This is a genomic window from Gynuella sp. (genome assembly GCF_050297175.1).
Classification (GTDB): domain Bacteria; phylum Pseudomonadota; class Gammaproteobacteria; order Pseudomonadales; family Natronospirillaceae; genus Gynuella.
In genome coordinates this window covers 24,943-42,589 of sequence record NZ_JBNKSF010000018.1, presented here as the reverse complement: position 1 = coordinate 42,589, position 17,647 = coordinate 24,943, and the positions used below count along the sequence as shown (strand labels likewise).

General features: G+C 48.0%; 14 protein-coding genes, 1 pseudogene and 1 riboswitch. Of the genes and pseudogenes, 6 read left to right on the top strand and 9 right to left on the bottom strand.

Going from position 1 to position 17,647, the window contains the following annotated elements; translation table 11 throughout:
• The first annotated feature begins 66 nt into the window (after positions 1-66).
• Both ACQY6I_RS07160 and ACQY6I_RS07155 read left to right on the top strand, forming a co-directional pair.
• A complete protein-coding gene (locus ACQY6I_RS07160) occupies positions 67-1,284 on the top strand; it encodes an MFS transporter (RefSeq protein WP_428240789.1) in 1,218 nt (405 codons plus the stop codon).
• A 42-nt stretch (positions 1,285-1,326) separates the two neighbouring features.
• Complete coding sequence (locus tag ACQY6I_RS07155; RefSeq protein ID WP_428240788.1) at positions 1,327-2,469, top strand: NADH-dependent flavin oxidoreductase; 1,143 nt, start codon at positions 1,327-1,329, stop codon at positions 2,467-2,469.
• Between the two features lie 320 nt (positions 2,470-2,789).
• On the opposite strand, the gene ACQY6I_RS07150 is transcribed toward ACQY6I_RS07155, so the two are convergent.
• The 8 genes from ACQY6I_RS07150 to ACQY6I_RS07115 form a co-directional block, all read right to left on the bottom strand.
• Positions 2,790-2,942 carry a transposase gene (locus ACQY6I_RS07150; RefSeq protein ID WP_428240787.1) on the bottom strand — a complete coding sequence of 51 codons (153 nt, stop codon included), beginning with the start codon at positions 2,940-2,942 and terminating at the stop codon, positions 2,790-2,792.
• Positions 2,943-3,218: 276 nt separating this feature from the next.
• Positions 3,219-5,060, bottom strand: coding sequence for an allophanate hydrolase (gene atzF / locus ACQY6I_RS07145; protein WP_428240786.1), 1,842 nt, complete (start codon positions 5,058-5,060; stop codon positions 3,219-3,221).
• Positions 5,057-8,665 carry an urea carboxylase gene (gene uca, locus ACQY6I_RS07140; protein WP_428240785.1) on the bottom strand — a complete coding sequence of 1,203 codons (3,609 nt, stop codon included), beginning with the start codon at positions 8,663-8,665 and terminating at the stop codon, positions 5,057-5,059. The genes atzF and uca overlap by 4 nt, the downstream gene beginning before the upstream one ends.
• A gap of 83 nt (positions 8,666-8,748) precedes the next feature.
• Positions 8,749-9,390, bottom strand: a complete 642-nt coding sequence (locus tag ACQY6I_RS07135; protein WP_428240784.1) for an urea amidolyase associated protein UAAP2 — start codon at positions 9,388-9,390, stop codon at positions 8,749-8,751.
• On the bottom strand, positions 9,387-10,133 hold the full coding sequence (locus tag ACQY6I_RS07130) for an urea amidolyase associated protein UAAP1 (RefSeq protein ID WP_428240783.1): 747 nt from the start codon (positions 10,131-10,133) through the stop codon (positions 9,387-9,389). The genes ACQY6I_RS07135 and ACQY6I_RS07130 overlap by 4 nt, the downstream gene beginning before the upstream one ends.
• Entirely contained in the window at positions 10,130-11,008 is an 879-nt protein-coding gene (locus ACQY6I_RS07125; protein WP_428240782.1) for an ABC transporter ATP-binding protein, read from the bottom strand. The genes ACQY6I_RS07130 and ACQY6I_RS07125 overlap by 4 nt, the downstream gene beginning before the upstream one ends.
• Complete coding sequence (locus tag ACQY6I_RS07120) at positions 11,005-11,823, bottom strand: ABC transporter permease (RefSeq protein WP_428240781.1); 819 nt, start codon at positions 11,821-11,823, stop codon at positions 11,005-11,007. Before ACQY6I_RS07120 ends, ACQY6I_RS07125 begins: the two co-directional genes overlap by 4 nt.
• An 87-nt stretch (positions 11,824-11,910) precedes the next feature.
• On the bottom strand, positions 11,911-12,963 hold the full coding sequence (locus ACQY6I_RS07115; RefSeq protein WP_428240780.1) for a putative urea ABC transporter substrate-binding protein: 1,053 nt from the start codon (positions 12,961-12,963) through the stop codon (positions 11,911-11,913).
• Positions 12,964-13,025: 62 nt separating this feature from the next.
• Positions 13,026-13,133: riboswitch (guanidine-I (ykkC/yxkD leader) on the bottom strand.
• Positions 13,134-13,696: 563 nt separating this feature from the next.
• On the opposite strand from ACQY6I_RS07115, the pseudogene ACQY6I_RS07110 reads away from it, so the two are divergent.
• Together ACQY6I_RS07110 and ACQY6I_RS07105 are read left to right on the top strand one after the other, a co-directional pair.
• Positions 13,697-13,938: pseudogene (locus ACQY6I_RS07110) on the top strand (IS110 family transposase); the annotation flags it as partial.
• A gap of 478 nt (positions 13,939-14,416) precedes the next feature.
• Entirely contained in the window at positions 14,417-15,025 is a 609-nt protein-coding gene (locus tag ACQY6I_RS07105) for a LysE family translocator (RefSeq protein WP_428240779.1), read from the top strand.
• A gap of 473 nt (positions 15,026-15,498) precedes the next feature.
• On the opposite strand, the gene ACQY6I_RS07100 is transcribed toward ACQY6I_RS07105, so the two are convergent.
• Complete coding sequence (locus ACQY6I_RS07100) at positions 15,499-15,957, bottom strand: Rrf2 family transcriptional regulator (RefSeq protein WP_428240778.1); 459 nt, start codon at positions 15,955-15,957, stop codon at positions 15,499-15,501.
• Between the two features lie 147 nt (positions 15,958-16,104).
• Between ACQY6I_RS07100 and ACQY6I_RS07095 the strand changes: the two genes are divergently transcribed.
• The gene (locus tag ACQY6I_RS07095; protein WP_428240777.1) at positions 16,105-16,470 is read left to right on the top strand and encodes a hypothetical protein; all 366 of its coding nucleotides are present in this window, start codon (positions 16,105-16,107) and stop codon (positions 16,468-16,470) included.
• Positions 16,471-16,537: 67 nt separating this feature from the next.
• Positions 16,538-17,638 (top strand): NADH:flavin oxidoreductase, encoded by a 1,101-nt coding sequence (locus ACQY6I_RS07090; protein ID WP_428240776.1) that lies wholly within the window; start codon positions 16,538-16,540, stop codon positions 17,636-17,638.
• The last annotated feature ends 9 nt before the right edge of the window (positions 17,639-17,647 follow it).

The following is a 17,647-nucleotide window of genomic DNA, read 5'->3' as shown; positions in this document are numbered from 1 at the left end:
TTTTTGACAAATGTCACTTAGTGGCATATTGTTCCGCCAAGCCCTGTCTCATCTATGGAGAAGTTCATGCCTGCAATGCCCATTATCGACGGAGAAGATACCTTGGAGGATCGGATCCACTACCGTGCAGCGCTGACGCTGTTGTTACTAGCCTCAACACTCGCAGTGATGGCTGGGTCGGCAATCGTGCCTGTCGTGGAACTCATGCGCAGTGACCTTGGGATAGATGCAACAGCGGCCGGCCTCATTCTCACAATGCATGGGCTGGTTATTGCCATCACCAGCCCGCTGGTGGGATGGATGATCGACCGATGGGGTGTTCGTGGGCCCATGGCTGCTGGCCTGCTGCTCTATGGGTTGGCTGGTGGTGCGGGAGTATTCGTATCCAACTATTCGGTACTCATTTTCAGCCGTGCAATTTTCGGCATCGGCGCGGCGTTCATTTTCGCCGGAACCACGGTGGCAATGCTATCGCTTTATCGCGGTGCAATCCGCGATCGTGTCATGGGCTGGCGCACCACAGCGACAAGCCTTGGCGGTGTCCTCTTTCCCATCATGGGCGGCGGACTGGCTACAGCTTTCTCATGGCATGCCACCTTCGGTCTCTATACCGTGGGTATACCATTAGGTCTTACAGCACTAGTTGTCATTCCAGGCTCTGGAAATGAACCAAGCCCAGATCACTACAAAGAATCAGTCCTCAGTTTGCTGCGACCAGCCCTTATCGCAGTTTATTTTCTCGTCCTTATACAGGCCGTCATGCTCTATGCATTGGCGATCTTTTTGCCACTGCGTTTGAGCGAACTTGGTCTGACGACTCCGGTACTAGTTTCAATCTACATGGCGATTATGGCGGCGGTGTCGAGTTTGGTTGGCGTCGTTTTTGGAAGGCTTGGCAAGCGCTTTTCTTACCTTACCCTCTTGCGATTGACTGCTTTGACGTGGGTTCTGGCCTTTTTGACTCTCGGCACATCCAGTGACTTTATCGTACTCGCCGCAGCAAGTGCCGTACTCGGTATCGGCAATGCATTGGCATTTTCCACCACTTCAGTCTTGATCGATGATTATGTGTCGGAATCCCTGCTTGGGCGTGCCATGGCCATGTTCAGCACATGTATGTTTCTCGGTCAATTTGTCTCGCCGCTTCTGTTAGGGCCACTGATGGAAGCAACTTCGATTACGACCGGCTATCTCGTTCTGTCCGGCTGCGCCACCCTTATCCTCGGGGTTCTGTTTGTTCTGCGCAACGAAGCCAATACAGCCCCGCGCACCGATGCAGGTTGAAAGCCCGCATATCTACAATGAAAACCAACAGGAAGGCATAACATGGTATTTACCCCCCCAAGACCAGATAATAATCCTCTGCTGGAAGAAGTACCCCTGAAGACGGGGATCCTCTGTCGAAATCGGGTCGCCCTTGCGGCTATGACTCATTATTCTTCTCCTGAAGATGGTTCGGTCAGCGATGCCGAACTTGATTACATTGAACGTCGCTCCGCTGGGCCGGGGTTGGTATTTACGGCCTGTGTTGCGGTCTCCCCAAACGGCAAGGCCTATGCCGGAGAACCTGCTGCGCATGATGACTCTCTGTTGCCCGGGCTGACTGCCTGGGCCGAAAGGATCAAAGGCGCAGGTGCAAAGGCAATTCTGCAACTCCATCATGGCGGCGGCGTTTGTCCCCCCACCTTAGTGCCGGATGGTGATGTTGTTTCCCCTAGCGGCATTGCTACGCCAGACCGCAGTATTGTGGTTCCGCGCGTACTTACCGACGCTGAAATCGGCAACATTATCGAGAGCTTTCGATCTGCAACAGAACGGGCAATTAAAGCCGGATTCGATGGCATCGAAATTCATGGCGGCTATGGTTATCTGCCTCAACAGTTTCTATCTCCATACACAAATCGGCGGACAGATCGTTGGGGCGGGAGCCGTGAAAAACGCCATGCGTTTCCGCTCGCACTTCTTAATACGGCACAGGAGGCCGCAAAGAAAAATGCCAAGCGTCCCTTTGCGGTCGGCTATCGCTTCACGCCGGAGGAAATCCTTGAGCCCGGTTTGACAATGGATGACGCACTGGCATTCGTGGAAGCATTGATCGCGCAAGGAACAGACTACATTGATGTACTTGTTAACGATTACCGGAGCCCGCCCCGCCGTGGCGACATGCCAAAGGATCAATCTCGTTTGTGTTTTCTTGCTGAAGCGGTTGCGGGCCGTGTTCCTCTGTTTGCGGGAGGGGAAATTCACACCGAGGCTGATGCGTTAGACGCGCTTCAAACCGGAATAGATTTCGTTACTCTTGGACGGGAGATGATCATCGACCCGGAATGGGTCCAGAAAATTACTGCAGGTGTGCCGGAGACCATCCGGACAAAACTCGAAGCCGGTCAAAGGCAGGCGCTTACAATCCCCAAGCCTTTCTGGGAAGTAATCTGGAAAACCCCCGGTTGGTTTCCTGGTGTCTCCTGATTGGAACCAAACGGTTACAACGAGCAAAGGCTTTTATTAAACCCGACAAGTAATGATGCCGATGAGAAGGTCTCCTCCTGCTTACTACATCGGTATCGTAATGTGCCGAACAAAAGGCATAACAGCTCAGGAGGAGTGCGAGATGAAACATGTCGTATTAGGGCAGGTCTGAATAGTTGATGTCGACAACACCTTGCTCATCAAATTTTCAGAATCCATCTGTTTTTTTAATTTAGAGTCTGTTTTTTCGTATAGGCTGGCATTGCCAATTCAATACGGGTTTAACAGGCATACGCCGCCTGTAATAACAGTTTTTTCCGTCATATAAACGTCTTTGTTGCCATAACCAGATTCACCAACGCACAGGATACAAATAAATGATGGGCATTCTTTGCCAAACCTTTGTACCGAACTCTGGTAACTCCAAACCGGCCTTTCATGACACCCAAAATGGGTTCGACTTTAGCACGCACGTTCAATTTGTTTCGGTTGTTGGGGCGCTATCACTCAGTGTTTACATCTTACAATTTTATTAAACATCATGTTGTTCACTGACAACAAAGCTAAGGAACCTCTGAAAAATGGCCTATTTTCGCGCAGGACGTTGTCAGCCCCCGTCTCACATCCTCATTTACGCCCGTAAACTGCGGTGTTGCGAGTGGTGCTTCCTCGCCTGCATCAACACTATTCCTATGTTTCAGAGGCCTCCTAACGAATGCAGCATTCACTTCATGCTGCATTCGTTTCAACTACCTTATACTTTCCAGATACGCACGCCAGCCTTTAAACCGGGTAATCTCCTGCGCGCCTTCAATACCGTAGGGCTCGCAAATAAATCCAGTTACCTGGGTGCCATCAGCGAGTTGAATTTTTCCAATGCCAAGTGGCGCGGGTATACCGGCGACAAAGCTGCCGAAGTTGTCTACCGGCATGGACCAGATTTCCACTTCAATGGCTTCACCACCAGTACCAGTATCCAGAATCAAGCCCGGACGGAACGGAGGTCCACCCGCCAGGGCGTACATGCGATAGACGGGCGCGGTGGTGGTTTTGGCTTTTAAGGTTGCGCCACGTTCGGTTAATTGCCAGTTCAGTGGCTGACCCTGCAGATGCGCGCCGCAGACCATCACATCAATGGTTTTTGGACTGCCCACCGGAGTTATATTGGTTGGTGCAGCCATCACCTCCAGTGTCCCTTTAGCCAACGGCAGCGTTTGTTGGATGCGGTTGGCGATGGACATCAACATGCGATCACTGAACGTTGGCCCTACCAGGGTGATGCCAAATGGCATGTCGTGATCCGTCATGACTGTTGGTACGGCGATGGAGGCCAGATCGATCAGGTTCATAAAGTTGGTATAGTAACCTAACTCACTGTTGCGTTTGATCGGCTCTTCCAACATCTCTGCGATGGTAAAATGACGTCCTGCTGTCGGCGTGAGCAGGCAGTCGATTTGGGCCATTTGCGCCAGGCAGATCTGTTTTAAATCCTGAATCCGGTATTGTGCTTTAAACAGGGCTGTGGCGGGTGGTTTACCGCCGGGGGCGATGATCTCGCGAACGACAGGGAAAATCGCATCTGGATTTTCATCAATTAATGGCTGGGTCGCCAGGTAGCGCTCCGACACCCAAGGACCTTCATAAAGCAACTGAGCGATTTCATCGAATGGTGCGTAGTCAATTTCCTGGAACTCAAAGCCCTGCTCTTTGAGTAAATTCAAAGTTTGCCAATAGGCTTTTTCGTAACCTTCGTCACCAAAGAATTTCAGTTGATGAGCTGGAATCACACCAACCTTTAACGGCCCGGTATGCAAGCCATAATGACGTGCCTGATTGGCAAATGGATTCTGGCGGCTATAACCATCTCTCTGATCAAAACCTTCTGCCGCTGCCAGAGCAATATTGGCATCATCGGTGTTGTAGGCAAAAATAGTGATGCAATCCAGGCTACGACACGCAGGCACCAATCCCGTCGCTGACAACAAACCAATACTGGGTTTCACACCCACAAGATTATTAAAACAGGCAGGAATGCGACCGGAGCCAGCAGTATCTGTACCTAAACTGAAACTGGCTAACCCAAGCGCCACGGCAACCGCCGAACCGGAACTGGAACCCCCACTGATATAGTCGTAATGAAATGCGTTATGGCACGCCCCAAGTGGCGAACGGGTACCATTTAAGCCGGTGGCGAACTGGTCTAAGTTGGTTTTACCAACCGGAATAGCCCCAGCATCAATCAACTGTTGAACCACTTGAGAGGATAGTTCCGGTGTATAAGCAAAGGCCTCGCAGCCTGCGGTGGTCGGAATACCCGCCAAGTCTATATTGTCTTTAATGGCAAACGGAATACCCCACAAAGGATGGCTATCGATGTCTTTATCCTTTAAGGCCTCCAACCACACAGCCTGCTCCGCTTCTGTTAACAGATGAATCCAGATGTTGTGATCGGCATACGCTTTGGCTCGTTCACGAATATCCGCCATCACACTGGCTGGCGTGGCACTGCCCGTCTGGTATGCTGCGCGCAGAGCGCTGAAACCCATATCGAGGGAGTTGTTAGTGCTGCTGTTTGTCATATTCACGCTCATGCTTTTTCCTCCAAAACAACAATGGCCTGGCCTGCGTTGACGCGGCTGCCGTCTTTGATTAACACATCCGATACCTTTCCGGCGGCAGGTGCGTAAATTGGAATTTCCATTTTCATGGATTCCAAAATCACCAACAGCTGCCCGGCTTCCACGGCATCACCCTGTTTTACCTGGCTTTGCCAGACACTGCCGGAAATCGGACTGTCAACAACTGTTGCGTCTTCGCTCCAGGTGATGTCGGTCGTTACCGCTTCTGTATCATCCATATCAAAGTGAAACTGCCCATTGGCATGCCAACGCGCCAGCTCTGCTTCAAAGGCTTTATTGCGATGGTGTTTAAATTCATTGATGCTGGTGTTGTTGTCAGTAATAAATGCGTTGTATTCCGATAAGGAAAAAGTGCTCTCTTCAATACGAATGGAATAGTTATCATGAGGAAAATCCTGGCGGATTTTCTCTAGCTCATCATGACTGACCGGGTAGAAACGAATCTGATCAAAAAAGCGTAACAACCAGGGCTGACTAAAGGCACTGGTTTGCCGGTAGCGATTCCACATTTGCAGGGTACGGCCGACAAACTGATAACCACCCGGCCCTTCCATACCGTACACACACAAATAAGAACCCCCGATGCCGACAGAGTTTTCCGCCGTCCAGGTTCGCGCCGGATTGTATTTGGTGGTGACCAGACGATGACGGGGATCGACAGGTGTCGCCACAGGTGCCCCGAGATACACATCCCCCAAACCCATCACCAGATAACTGGCACTGAACAAAATATCTTTCACATCGTCAATGCTGTCCAGACCGTTAATACGGCGAATAAACTCTAGATTACTCGGACACCAGGGCGCATTGGAACGGACTAATTGGGTGTACTTATCGATCGCTTCCTGACAGGCCTGATCATCCCAGGAAAGCGGTAAGTACACGATGCGGGAAGGTACTGTCAGCTCCGTCAGGTTTTCACTTAAGGCAGTTTCCGCTGTTTCCAGATGATCCAATAAGGTTTGATAATTCAGTCTCTGGCTATCGTAGTGAATCTGCAGGGAACGAATACCCGGTGTGAGTTCGCGCATGCCTGCTAATGAATGTTGCTCCAGCCATTGCATCAAAGCATGGGCCCGGAAACGCAAACGAATATCCAATATTTGTTCGCCATACTCCACCAGCAAAAAGTGATCCCCTGCTGCACGATAGACAATTTCGTCACCAAAATGATCCGCCGACAAGGTTTTCAAAATCGGCGTATCCACCTCACAAGGTGCGATGTCCTGGGTAAATGCCACCAGATTGGTTAAGGCATCATTTTGCGCTGCCTCAAGAGCGATTGCATCTTCCAAAGTCACTGGCAAAAAGCGCACTTTATCACCCGCCCGCAATTGCCCGAGCTTCCACAAATCTGCCGAAATCACAGTCGCCGGACACACAAAACCACCAAGAGATGGTCCGTCGGGTCCGAGAATAACCGGCATATCTCCGGTAAAGTCCACACTTCCAAACGCATAGGCATTGTCATGGATGTTAGACGGATGAAGCCCTGCTTCACCACCGTCCTGGCGTGCCCATTTGGGTTTCGGACCTATCAATCGCACACCGGTTCGGCTGGAGTTGTAATGAACCTCCCAGTGAGTATTGAAAAACATTTCAATGTCTTCCGGGGTGAAGAAATCCGCTGCACCGTGAGGGCCATAAATGACCCGCAATTCATGCTGATTGCCCAGTACCGGCACGAGTGTGTCTGGCAATGCCGTGCACGTATCTTCATGTGCAGCCGGCAAGGTATGCAGCACATCGCCGGTTTGGATAGCCCGGCCATTGTGGCCACCAAACTGCCCTAAGGTAAAAGTCGATTTCGAGCCCAGATAATCCGGGCAATCAAAACCACCGGCAACCGCCAGATAGGCGCGTGCTCCGTGTTCTTTGATGCGGCCAAGAGTTAAGGTATCACCGGCTTTGATACTCACCACCTGATTTTGTTCTATCACTCGCCCGTCAATTTTGGCATCAATCCTGGCACCACAAATGGCCACCCTTGTGTCAAAACTGAACGTCAAGACCGGCCCTTGCAGGGTTATTTCCATCGCAGCGGCTGATTCAGGATTATTAAGCAAACGATTCGCCAGACGAAAATGGAAATTATCGAACGGACCAGAGGGAGGCACGCCTACATTCCAATAATGCTGACGGCCCGGAAAATCCTGTAGCGTGGTTTGCGTACCACCACTGACAACATCAATACGCGCGGGCTGGTAAACAAACTCATTGAGGTAACGAGTGCTGACCTCACCACGTAATAACACCGGATCAGTGACCAGTGCTTTCAAGTAATCAAGATTGGTTTCTGTGCCATATAACACACAGTCATCCAATGCTGCTTTTAGCCGGACAAGCGCAGCCCCCCTTTCCCCTTGATGAACAATGATTTTGGCGAGCATCGGGTCAAAATAAGGCGAGACATCAATGCCGGTTTCCACCCAGGAATCAATACGAACAGCAGCATCGGCATCTTCTGCAGGCCACTGAACCTGACTCAATAAACCGGCACATGGCTGGAAATCCTTATAAGGATCTTCGGCATACACACGTACCTGTACCGCATGACCTTCCGGCTTTAACGCGACACGTTTACGATCCAATTCAGGGTCTTCCCCTGCGGCCAGCCGCACCATCCATTCCACCAGGTCTACTCCGTAAACCATTTCGGTGACACCATGTTCTACCTGAAGGCGGGTATTTACCTCCAGGAAATAGAATTTGTCGGTGTCCATGTCATAGATGAACTCTACCGTCCCTGCATTACGGTACTGAACCGATGACAATAATGACTCTGCGGTTTGATGAAGCTGTTTACGCACATCATCAGTTAAATTCGGTGCCGGGCATTCTTCGATGACTTTCTGGTTACGCCGCTGGCTGGAACAATCCCGTTCGCCCAAAGCCAATGCCCCACCCTTACCATCCGCAAAAATCTGAACTTCAATGTGACGGGCACGGGCAATAAATTTTTCCAGAAAAACGCCATCATCCGCAAAGTTATTGGCACCTAAGCGGCGTACGGAATCAAAACTGTCGCGCAGTGCTTTCTCATCCTGACATAAGTACATACCAATGCCACCGCCACCAGCCGTGCTTTTTAGCATCACCGGGTAACCAATTTCGCTGGCGGTTTGACAGGCACTGTCTAAATCGGTGAGCAGCTCTGAGCCCGGAGATAAGGGGACATTGGCTTGTTCTGCCAATTCCCGTGCCCGGTGCTTCAGACCAAACTCAAGCATTTGATCAGCGGTCGGACCGATAAATGCGATACCTTCTTCTTCGCAGCGACGCACAAAGGTCGCATTCTCACTTAAAAAACCGTAACCCGGATGGATGGCGTTGGCACCTGACTGTTTGGCGATATGAAGGATTTTTTCCATATCCAAATACGTCTCACTGGCACTGCCCTCACCCAATGAAAATGCTTCATCGGCGCGTTTAACGTGCAGGCTCTTGGCATCGGATTCGGCATATACCGCTACGGAGCCAATCTGCATTTTAGTCAGGGTACGAATAATTCGCGTCGCGATCGCGCCACGATTGGCAATTAATACCTTGTTAAACATGGTTCAACCTTGGCCGGGCCGTCCCGGAGAGAAATAAACGTCAGTGGTCGTCCACTGAGTTGACTAAGTAACCTCTGAGCTTTTTATTTATCCCACACCAATAGGTCAATCGGCGTTGGATTGTAGCCATTACAGGGGTTGTTTAATTGTGGGCAGTTGGAAATCAGTATGACGATATCCATTTTGGCGACCATTTCGACATATTTACCCGGTGCCGAAATACCGTCTTCAAAGGTCAAACCACCTGCTTCGGTAACAGGCACATTCATGAAAAAATTAATATTATGGCTGATATCCCGCTTCGATAAACCAAACTCCGGATGTTCGGCAATCGCCAGCATCCAGCTGTCGCGGCAGGCGTGCATACAGCGTTTTTCCAGGTCATAACGCACGGTATTACTTTCCGTGGCACAAGCACCACCCAAAGTATCGTGACGACCGCAGGTATCAGCAACGATTTCCAGCATCACGTGGTTTTGGTTGGAACGGATTTCAGACCCGGTGGTTAAATACACGTTGCCTTGTTCACGAAGGGTATCTGTTGCACTGTAGCGTTCAGCGGGATCATTGGCGTTATAAAACAGCGTGTCGGCCGCCTGATTACCCTCTAAATCAACAATACGAAACGTACTGCCTGCTTTCACAACACCGATAAAATAATCACCGGCATTGACGTGGTACACCGCGCTGGCATGTTCTGCTTTCAATCGGCTTTCCTGGATCATGATTGGGCCTCCTTAACGGTATCTATACTCTGATTGGACCCCAGGTAATAAAGTGCATTGTTGGCAAATCCACGTTGATTTTCAGGACGGGACATCTTACAGATATCATCCTCAGCCACGGGAGCGGCTTTTTCCAGCAGGATGGAAACCGGTTTTCTCGGGTATTCCGCCGCACTACTCAACGGATGCGGACATGTATGCAACATCACCAAAGTATCCATTTCAAAGCGCAGTGTTACATGAGAACCTGCCGGACTATTGCCTTGTACCAACGCCATATTTCCTTCAGCATCCGTCGTCACACAGCTGAACAGATTCAGATTTGCTGCGATATCAGCTTTGTTCAAACCGTATTTCGCCATTTCGACCAACATGGCATCGTGGCCGTTCTGCATCCAGTCGTTGCGATCGTTTTGATAATCTCGTTTGCCCCATTTGCGTTCAATGTGAGAGGCATGGCTATTACCACTCACGGTTTCATGCCAGCCAACAGAGTCTTCAATAATAGAGGCAAAAATGCGTCCCATATCAGAATATAGGCAATGACCTTTGGTCAGTTTAAACGTGTGCTGACATTTTAAAGTGTCTGGCGCGTTATAACGCTCCAGCAGGTTTTCAGGGTTGTAAAATACCATACCGACATTGGCATCACCCTCGATATCAGTCAGGGTCATTTGCATGCCACGACGTACTCGTAACGACCAATGGCTTGCAGCGGGGATAATGGTTTTATATTGATTCATAATGAATGGTCCTTAGTATTCTGATCCGCATTGGGGAGCGGCCTGATACGTTGATCGATTTCTTCATAAAGCGGCACTGGCATGTGGCCCACAGGCAGGTCATAGGTAATTGAAGCGCCATATGCATTGGGTGCGTGAGGGTCATGACGAAGCTTGTCAAATACCCATAATCGGGTGCCAAGATAAAACCCTTCTTTCAAGTCGTGGGTGACCATAAAAATAGTCAATTCATGCTTGCGCCAGAGATCCAATACCAGGGCATGCATGTCAGCCCGAATGCCTGGGTCCAACGCACCGAAAGGCTCATCCAACAGTAAAATCCGTGGTTTACAGATCAGCGCCTGGGCAATGGCAAGGCGCTGCCTCATACCGCCGGATAACTCGTGTGGGTAACGATTCAAAGCATGGCCAAGACCGACCTGCTCCAGCATTTCAGTGGCTTCCTGCTTTGCTACTTTTTTCTGTTTGCCAAACAAATATCCGGTGAGGGAGGATTTTTGGAATCCTTTCGCAGCAATGACGTTTTCTAATACCGTCATATGAGGGAATACAGAATATTGTTGGAACACGATGCCACGGTCTGACCCTGGTTCATTGGGAATCGGTTTGCCATCCAGCAGCAACTCACCTTTGGTGGCAGATTCGATACCCAGAATCATTTTTAAAAACGTGCTTTTACCGCAACCAGAAGCACCGACCAGAGTAATAAACTCGCCTTCCTGTACGCTCACATTCACGCGTTCAAGAATGATATCGTGGCCGTAACTTTTGCTGATGTTGGCAGCCTGAATAATCGGGGTGGCGTTTTTTTTGTTTCCATTGCGTGCTTGATTGCCATTGGAGACATTTGCATCGGCATGAATAGATCCGTTCATACACTGCCCTCCAGGCTCCAGGGAAAGAGTCGGCGATTCAATCGAACCAATAAAAAGTCGATCAAAAAAGCCAACAGAGTAATCCACGCCACATAAGGTAAAATGACATCCATCGACAGGTAACGACGCACCAGAAAAATGCGATACCCTAATCCCTCGGTTGAAGAAATCGCTTCTGCGGCAATCAAAAACAACCAGCCCGACCCTAAAGATAAACGCACTGCGTCAATCAGTTTCGGCATAATCTGTGGCAGCAGAACACGAATCAAAATCTGAGGGGTATTGGCCCCCAGAGTTTGCGCCTTAACCAACTGTTCAGAGGGAATTTCCTGGGTGCGGCGCTGAATATCCCGGGCGATAAACGGCGTAATCCCGATGGCTATCAAGGTCACTTTTGCGGCTTCGCCCAAACCAACCACAATAAATAAGATGGGCAACAGCGCCAAAGGCGGCACCAATGAAATCACCGTTAACAAAGGGGAAAAACTTGCAGTTACAACGGGTAAGGAACCCGTTAGCAAGCCAATCAACAGACCTAATACCGCCGCAATCAGAACACCGGTTCCCAAACGCATCAGACTGCTTAAGGTATCCTGCCAGAACACATAATCCCCCGTGCGACGGCTGGGTTCAAACGCCATACGATAGATAACCTCTCCCATCTGACTGAACGCAGGCAGCATTTTGTCGCTGGGGTTGACCGCCAGGCGGGCATCTGAGCTCACCATATAGATCACCAATAGCAAAACAAACGGCAGCATACCGATAAACACAGCACTGGTTCTGCCTGGTTTTAAATTAATCATTTTTTTCATGTTCAGCCCCGTAGCCTCATGCTTCTGCTTGAGCTTTTATATACAAAGCCAACAGAAGCCAGAGGCCAAATGCATGTTTCGGATTAATTACAACGTTCCGTCGGCAGCCATTTGCATGTAGGTAGAGTTGAACCGCAGCTTGATATTGTTTTTATCACCATACACACCTGTCGGCATTTCAATACCAACAGCACCGGCACTGGGTGCGCCATCGCCTAACAGGCCATGTTCAAACGAAAACTCTGCGACGTGCTTCATGGTGGTGTACAGCTCTTCACTGTTGATCAAATCAAGAGCGGATTGTGGGATGTAAAACATGTGTGTTTTGGCCAGTTGCGCATCATAACCGGCAAGATCCGTTTCTGCGGTCGCCGCCATATAAGAGCGAACTTCTTTGGCGCTGGCACTGTCACCCTGCATCTTATTCATGATTTCATACCAGGCTCCCACCAAGGCTTTGCCAAAAGCAGGATTTTCGTTAAGGGTGTTGGTATTTACGATCATGGTATCCAGAATTTCGCCGGGGATTTTTGATGAATCAAATACATCTGTTGTACTTGGCATCTGTAGAATTTCACTCACAATGGGGTTCCAGGTAACCGCCGCAGTCACTTCGCTGGTACCAAAAACAGAGGCCATATCCGCGTCAGCAGTGTTAACAACATTTACGTCTCTTTCACTCATTCCCACGGAATCCAGCGCACGGGCAAGCAAGTAATGGGACACACTAAACTGCACGAGATTAACATTTTGACCTTTGATATCTTTCAGGCTCTGCTTATCCTTCAAAATAACCGCATCGTTACCATCAGAATAATCGCCAACAATCAGGACAGTACTGTCCACGCCGCTGGCTGCTGGAATCGTTAACGCATCCATATTCGCCATGGTGCAGCCATCAAACTGACCTGCGGTGTATTGATTCATGGATTCAACATAATCATTGATTTGTACGACTTCGATATCGATACCGTATTTGTCGCCCCATTTTTTGATGATGCCCGAATGTTCAGCATACGCCCAGGGCATCCAGCCGGCATAAATAGACCAACAGACTTTAAAGTGATCGGTTGCCAGAACGTTGGCAGATAACAGAACAGAGCAAAGCAGAAGAGTTATTTTTCTTGCAGAGTTTTTCATTAAAGCCACCTTTACAGCTTGTTAGTTACACATGGAGTACCCTTGGCAAATATCGCCATGTGGTCTCCCGGGCTTTTTCCCCGCCGTGTAACCTTGAAACTATCAAGGTCGAAAGCTCTCGGACCAGACACTACAATCTTTATGTAGCCGGAACCCTAGCCTTCTATTGAATCAAATTGTGAAGCTCGACTTTCCAAGGGTACGAACTTAATTCCAAACAACGCACATACCATGCCAATCAATTGAGACTGCAGTATGGACGGGCACGACAGGAATGAATCACAAAAAAACGAAAAAAAGACAATGATTAAAATTGCCCCAATATGGGTCATGACAGAAAAATATACGACAGATTGGGTGCAATCGGCATGAAAAGACCAATCGTTTAGGGAATATAAACGTCGGACTCTTTTTACCTTTAGATACTCTTAGGGGGCCTCTGAAAAATAGGAATAGTTTTGAGCACCACTCGCAACACCGCAATTTACAGGCGTAAATGAGGATGTGAGACTGGGGCTGACAACGTCCTGCGCGAAAATAGGCAATTTTTCAGACGGTATGGACACCACCCTCCCAAAACCGGCATCTAAGTACCATAGTTGAAGTGTCATTATCAACTGATAGGAAGCGCGATGTCATGAAAGAGATTAACGTCATTGATTTGGATTTAGCAAAGAATATTTTTCAGGTATATGGCGTGAATCGACAGGGGGAAGGTACGATAAGCCGCAAACTGACCCGCACACAGATGCATCGATATTTTGCTCAGCTTTCCCCAATCTCATTGGTATGGAAGCGTGTAGCAATAGTTATTACTGGGCACGTGACTTGATGAACTTAGGTCATCAAGTCAAACGGATGAACCCGAAATGTGTAAAGTCTTATGTCAAAGGGAATAAAAATGACTGTCACGATGCCGAAGCGATTTGCGAAGCCGTTCAGCGGCCAACTATGCGCTTCGTTGAAGTGAAGTCACCCGAATCAGGTCGCGATTGCTCTGGCCAATAAGATGGCTCGCATTGCCTGGGTGATCCTGGCTCGAGAGGAACACTACCGTAGCGCAAACGCGTCGTAAACATAAAGGAGAAGCAGTCACACCAGACAATACTCATCCGGTTGCAGAAGCGATGAATGGCGAAACAGGTCGAACCGCAGCAGGTCAAACCCGAGGAACCTCTTGGCACATGATGCCGGTTTTCAAATAAGGCCCTGTTGGCAAACTCCATAGTGGCGGGCGTTATACCCATAGACAGGCCGAATGTAAGAGCGCAACCAAACCTATCAGCTACTTGTGGCTTGGCAAACCGGCGGTGTCCATGTAAGAGGTTCCTTGGGTATGGCAGGGCAAAAAATTATACTTTAGTACGACCAATACTGCCCAGAAGCCGCCGTATCTGTCACTATCATCGTTTCCCGTCGTCATATCCTAATGCAACATCCAAAGGATCATTAAATGAGTATTGAGTTCTTTTTAACTTCACTGATTGTTGTGCTGCTACCTGGCACAGGTGTTATTTATACCCTGGCTACCGGGCTGGGTCAGGGCGCAAAGGCCAGTATTATCGCGGCATTCGGTTGTACCCTGGGTATCGTTCCACACATGGTTGCCAGCATCGTGGGACTCGCGGCTATCCTGCACGCCAGCTCCCAGGTATTCGAGGTCATCAAACTACTTGGCGTTATTTATCTGTTTTATATGGCTTGGAACATATTGCGTGATGGCGGCATGATGACCGTCACTGAAGAGCGCAGTAAGCACAGCACACTGAAAATTATTCGCAACGCCATATTATTGAATTTCCTTAATCCAAAACTGTCACTGTTTTTTCTCGCCTTCCTGCCCCAGTTCATTCCAGCAGGCACTGCCAACCCAACACCTATGTTAGTAGTGCTGGCACTTATTTTTATGCTGCTGACTTTCATTGTTTTTATCGGATACGGTTTATGCGCCTCAATGGCGAGAGACTTGGTTATTTCCCGTCCCAACGTAATGCGCTGGTTCAGGAGAACCTTTGCCGGTGCATTTGCGTTACTGGGATTACGGCTGGCCTTAGGCGAATAAAACAGACTTAACCCGAAAAAGTTGATTTGGTTTTTACTGAGACTGTTATTAATTCTGTGTAACCGGATACCCAAAACTGTTGCGGAACAAAGTAGAATAGTTTTGGGTAATCCGGAAACCTCCCTCAATCGTTCTCTTCTTTCCATACAGGGATGCCATCAAACCACCAGGATGTCCACCCAATATCGCTCCTCGCGCCTAGATTTGAATGAAACTGGCTCTCAGCAGGCCGATGAAATTAGTGTAAACAGGCCCTGATAGCTGCTTCGTTTTTAACTTTGTATAACAACTCAAAGAAGCAGAATAAGCTTGTGGCGCATATTTGTCGGGTCGAGCCCGACAAATTATTAACCTTATTTTATCACTGCACTTTATCTAATGATAAAAATGATAATTCAGCATGAACACTAAATTGGGTGTCAAATTAATCTGACTTAAGGCCAATTGACTCTGATAGTGCCCTGATTAACTGACTATTTCTTATGACAGCCTATCATCGACAACGAGAGCCGCTGGCAATGTTGTTCAAAATCCAGATATAGATCTTGCAAACTAATATTGGCGAAATCATTCAATAAAATAGATTCAATTTTGGTCAGCGATTGACCCAGCGCCTTATTGACCGAAGCCTCAACTGCACAGGTTGGCGATGTATGATCGAAGCCAATAGCAAACAGTTGCGGAGACCCTATCAACTGATAAATGTCCAATAGGGTTATGTCTTTGGGGTCGCGTGTCAGCCGCCATCCTCCGCCGTGGCCCTTCTCTGACTTGACCACACCCGCTTTTCTCAATCCAGACAGTGTTCGTCTGACAACCACTGAGTTGGTATCAAGCATGACTCCGATTTGCTCTGATGTTAAAGCCCCTTCATATTTAATCATATGTAGCAATACATGCAGCACCCTAGATAATCGACTGTCTGTTCTCATACTAACCTGCAATTTTTAATGTATTCAATTATTGTAACTTTTAAAATTACATTTTGACAGAGTTTGAAAGTTACTTTAAGCTTATTTGTAACTTTTAAAGTTACTTAATAATGCCAATTACTTGTTGCCCGCTTAGAGGACGTTTAGATGATGAATGATATGACTTATTTAGAACCATTTTGGGCTTGCCTGATGATTGCCTTTGCAAGCAGTTGTATGTCCATAACGATTACACAAACGGAGCTATTTGCTTCCATGCGAACATGGATCGCTAAAAAAAACACCCTTTTAGGGCACCTATTCCATTGTTTTTATTGCTTATCGCATTGGATCGTTTTTGTATTCATTGCTCTTTATCGACCGACTTTAATTGATGGTTCCTATGTCTTGATAAATTTAGCGGTCACTGCCTTTGTTACTATTAGCCTGGCTACTCTGATCAGCGGGTTGATTTTTAATGTGTTTTTAAAAGGCCTAACAAAAGCACAGTTAGAACAAGAACTAAAGGGGTAACGAATTTTCCCTTTCCTACTATTTAACGGCTACTTTACTCCCCTATTTTTAGATTAAGAGACTTTATATGAGCACCCATTACGACAGTGCTAGTGTAAATAAACTGTTTGAGCCGCTGATGTTCACAAGAGGCCCCATGCTCAAAAACAGATTTTCACTTGCACCACTGACCAATACACAAAGCCATGAAGATGGTACTGCCTCCGAACAAGATCGTGCATTCCTGGCAAAAAGAGCCACTGGCGGTTTTGCTTTAGTCACCAGCTGCGCTGCCCACGTCGATACCAATGGTATCAGATTTACCGGGCAATTAGGGTGTTTTGATGATCGGCATATACCGGGCTTGAGTGACATCGCTCAAGATATTCGCAACTCGGGAGCCCTTTCGAGTCTGCAACTGCATCATGCGGGGAATAGAGCGCTGGATACAGTAACGGATAAGGTTGGTCCATCCTTGGACACTGAATCAAATACCCGGTCTATGAATGAAGACGAAATACAGGGCTTAATTGAGCAGTTTGCAGCCGCCGCGCTCCGAGCCGAAAAAGCAGGTTTTGATGGTGTTCAAATTCATGCTGGGCATGGTTATCTCATAGCGCAATTTATGTCTCCCATCCTTAACAAAAGACAGGACAAATGGGGTGAATCTTTTGAAAATAGAATGAGATTGCTATTTCTTATCATTGAAAAAATCCGGATGACCTGTGATAAAGACTTTCAAATAGGGGTTAGGATTTCACCTGAGCGCTTTGGTTTAGAATTAAGTGAAATGATTTTATTGGTTCAGCTTCTTGAGCAAGATCAAAAAATCGATTACATCGACTTATCTCTGTGGGATGTCAACAAAGAGCCCGAGCAACCTCAATACAAAGGAGAAAAGCTTATCTCCTATTTTACAAGCATTAAGCGGGAATATTTAAAAATTGGTGTTGCAGGCTCAATCATGACAGCTCGAACTGCCGCTCAATGTTTAGAACAAGGTGCAGATTTTGTCAGTATTGGCAGAGCAGGCATTTTAGCTCACGATTTTCCATTAAAATTAAAAACTAACTCCGACTACGTATCACCTAGCTTGCCCGTATCGAAAGCCTATTTACAGGGCCAATCAATAGGCCCTAATTTCATAAAATACTTGAGTGGCTTTACAGGTTTCGTTGAACAAGACTGAAAAAATAGA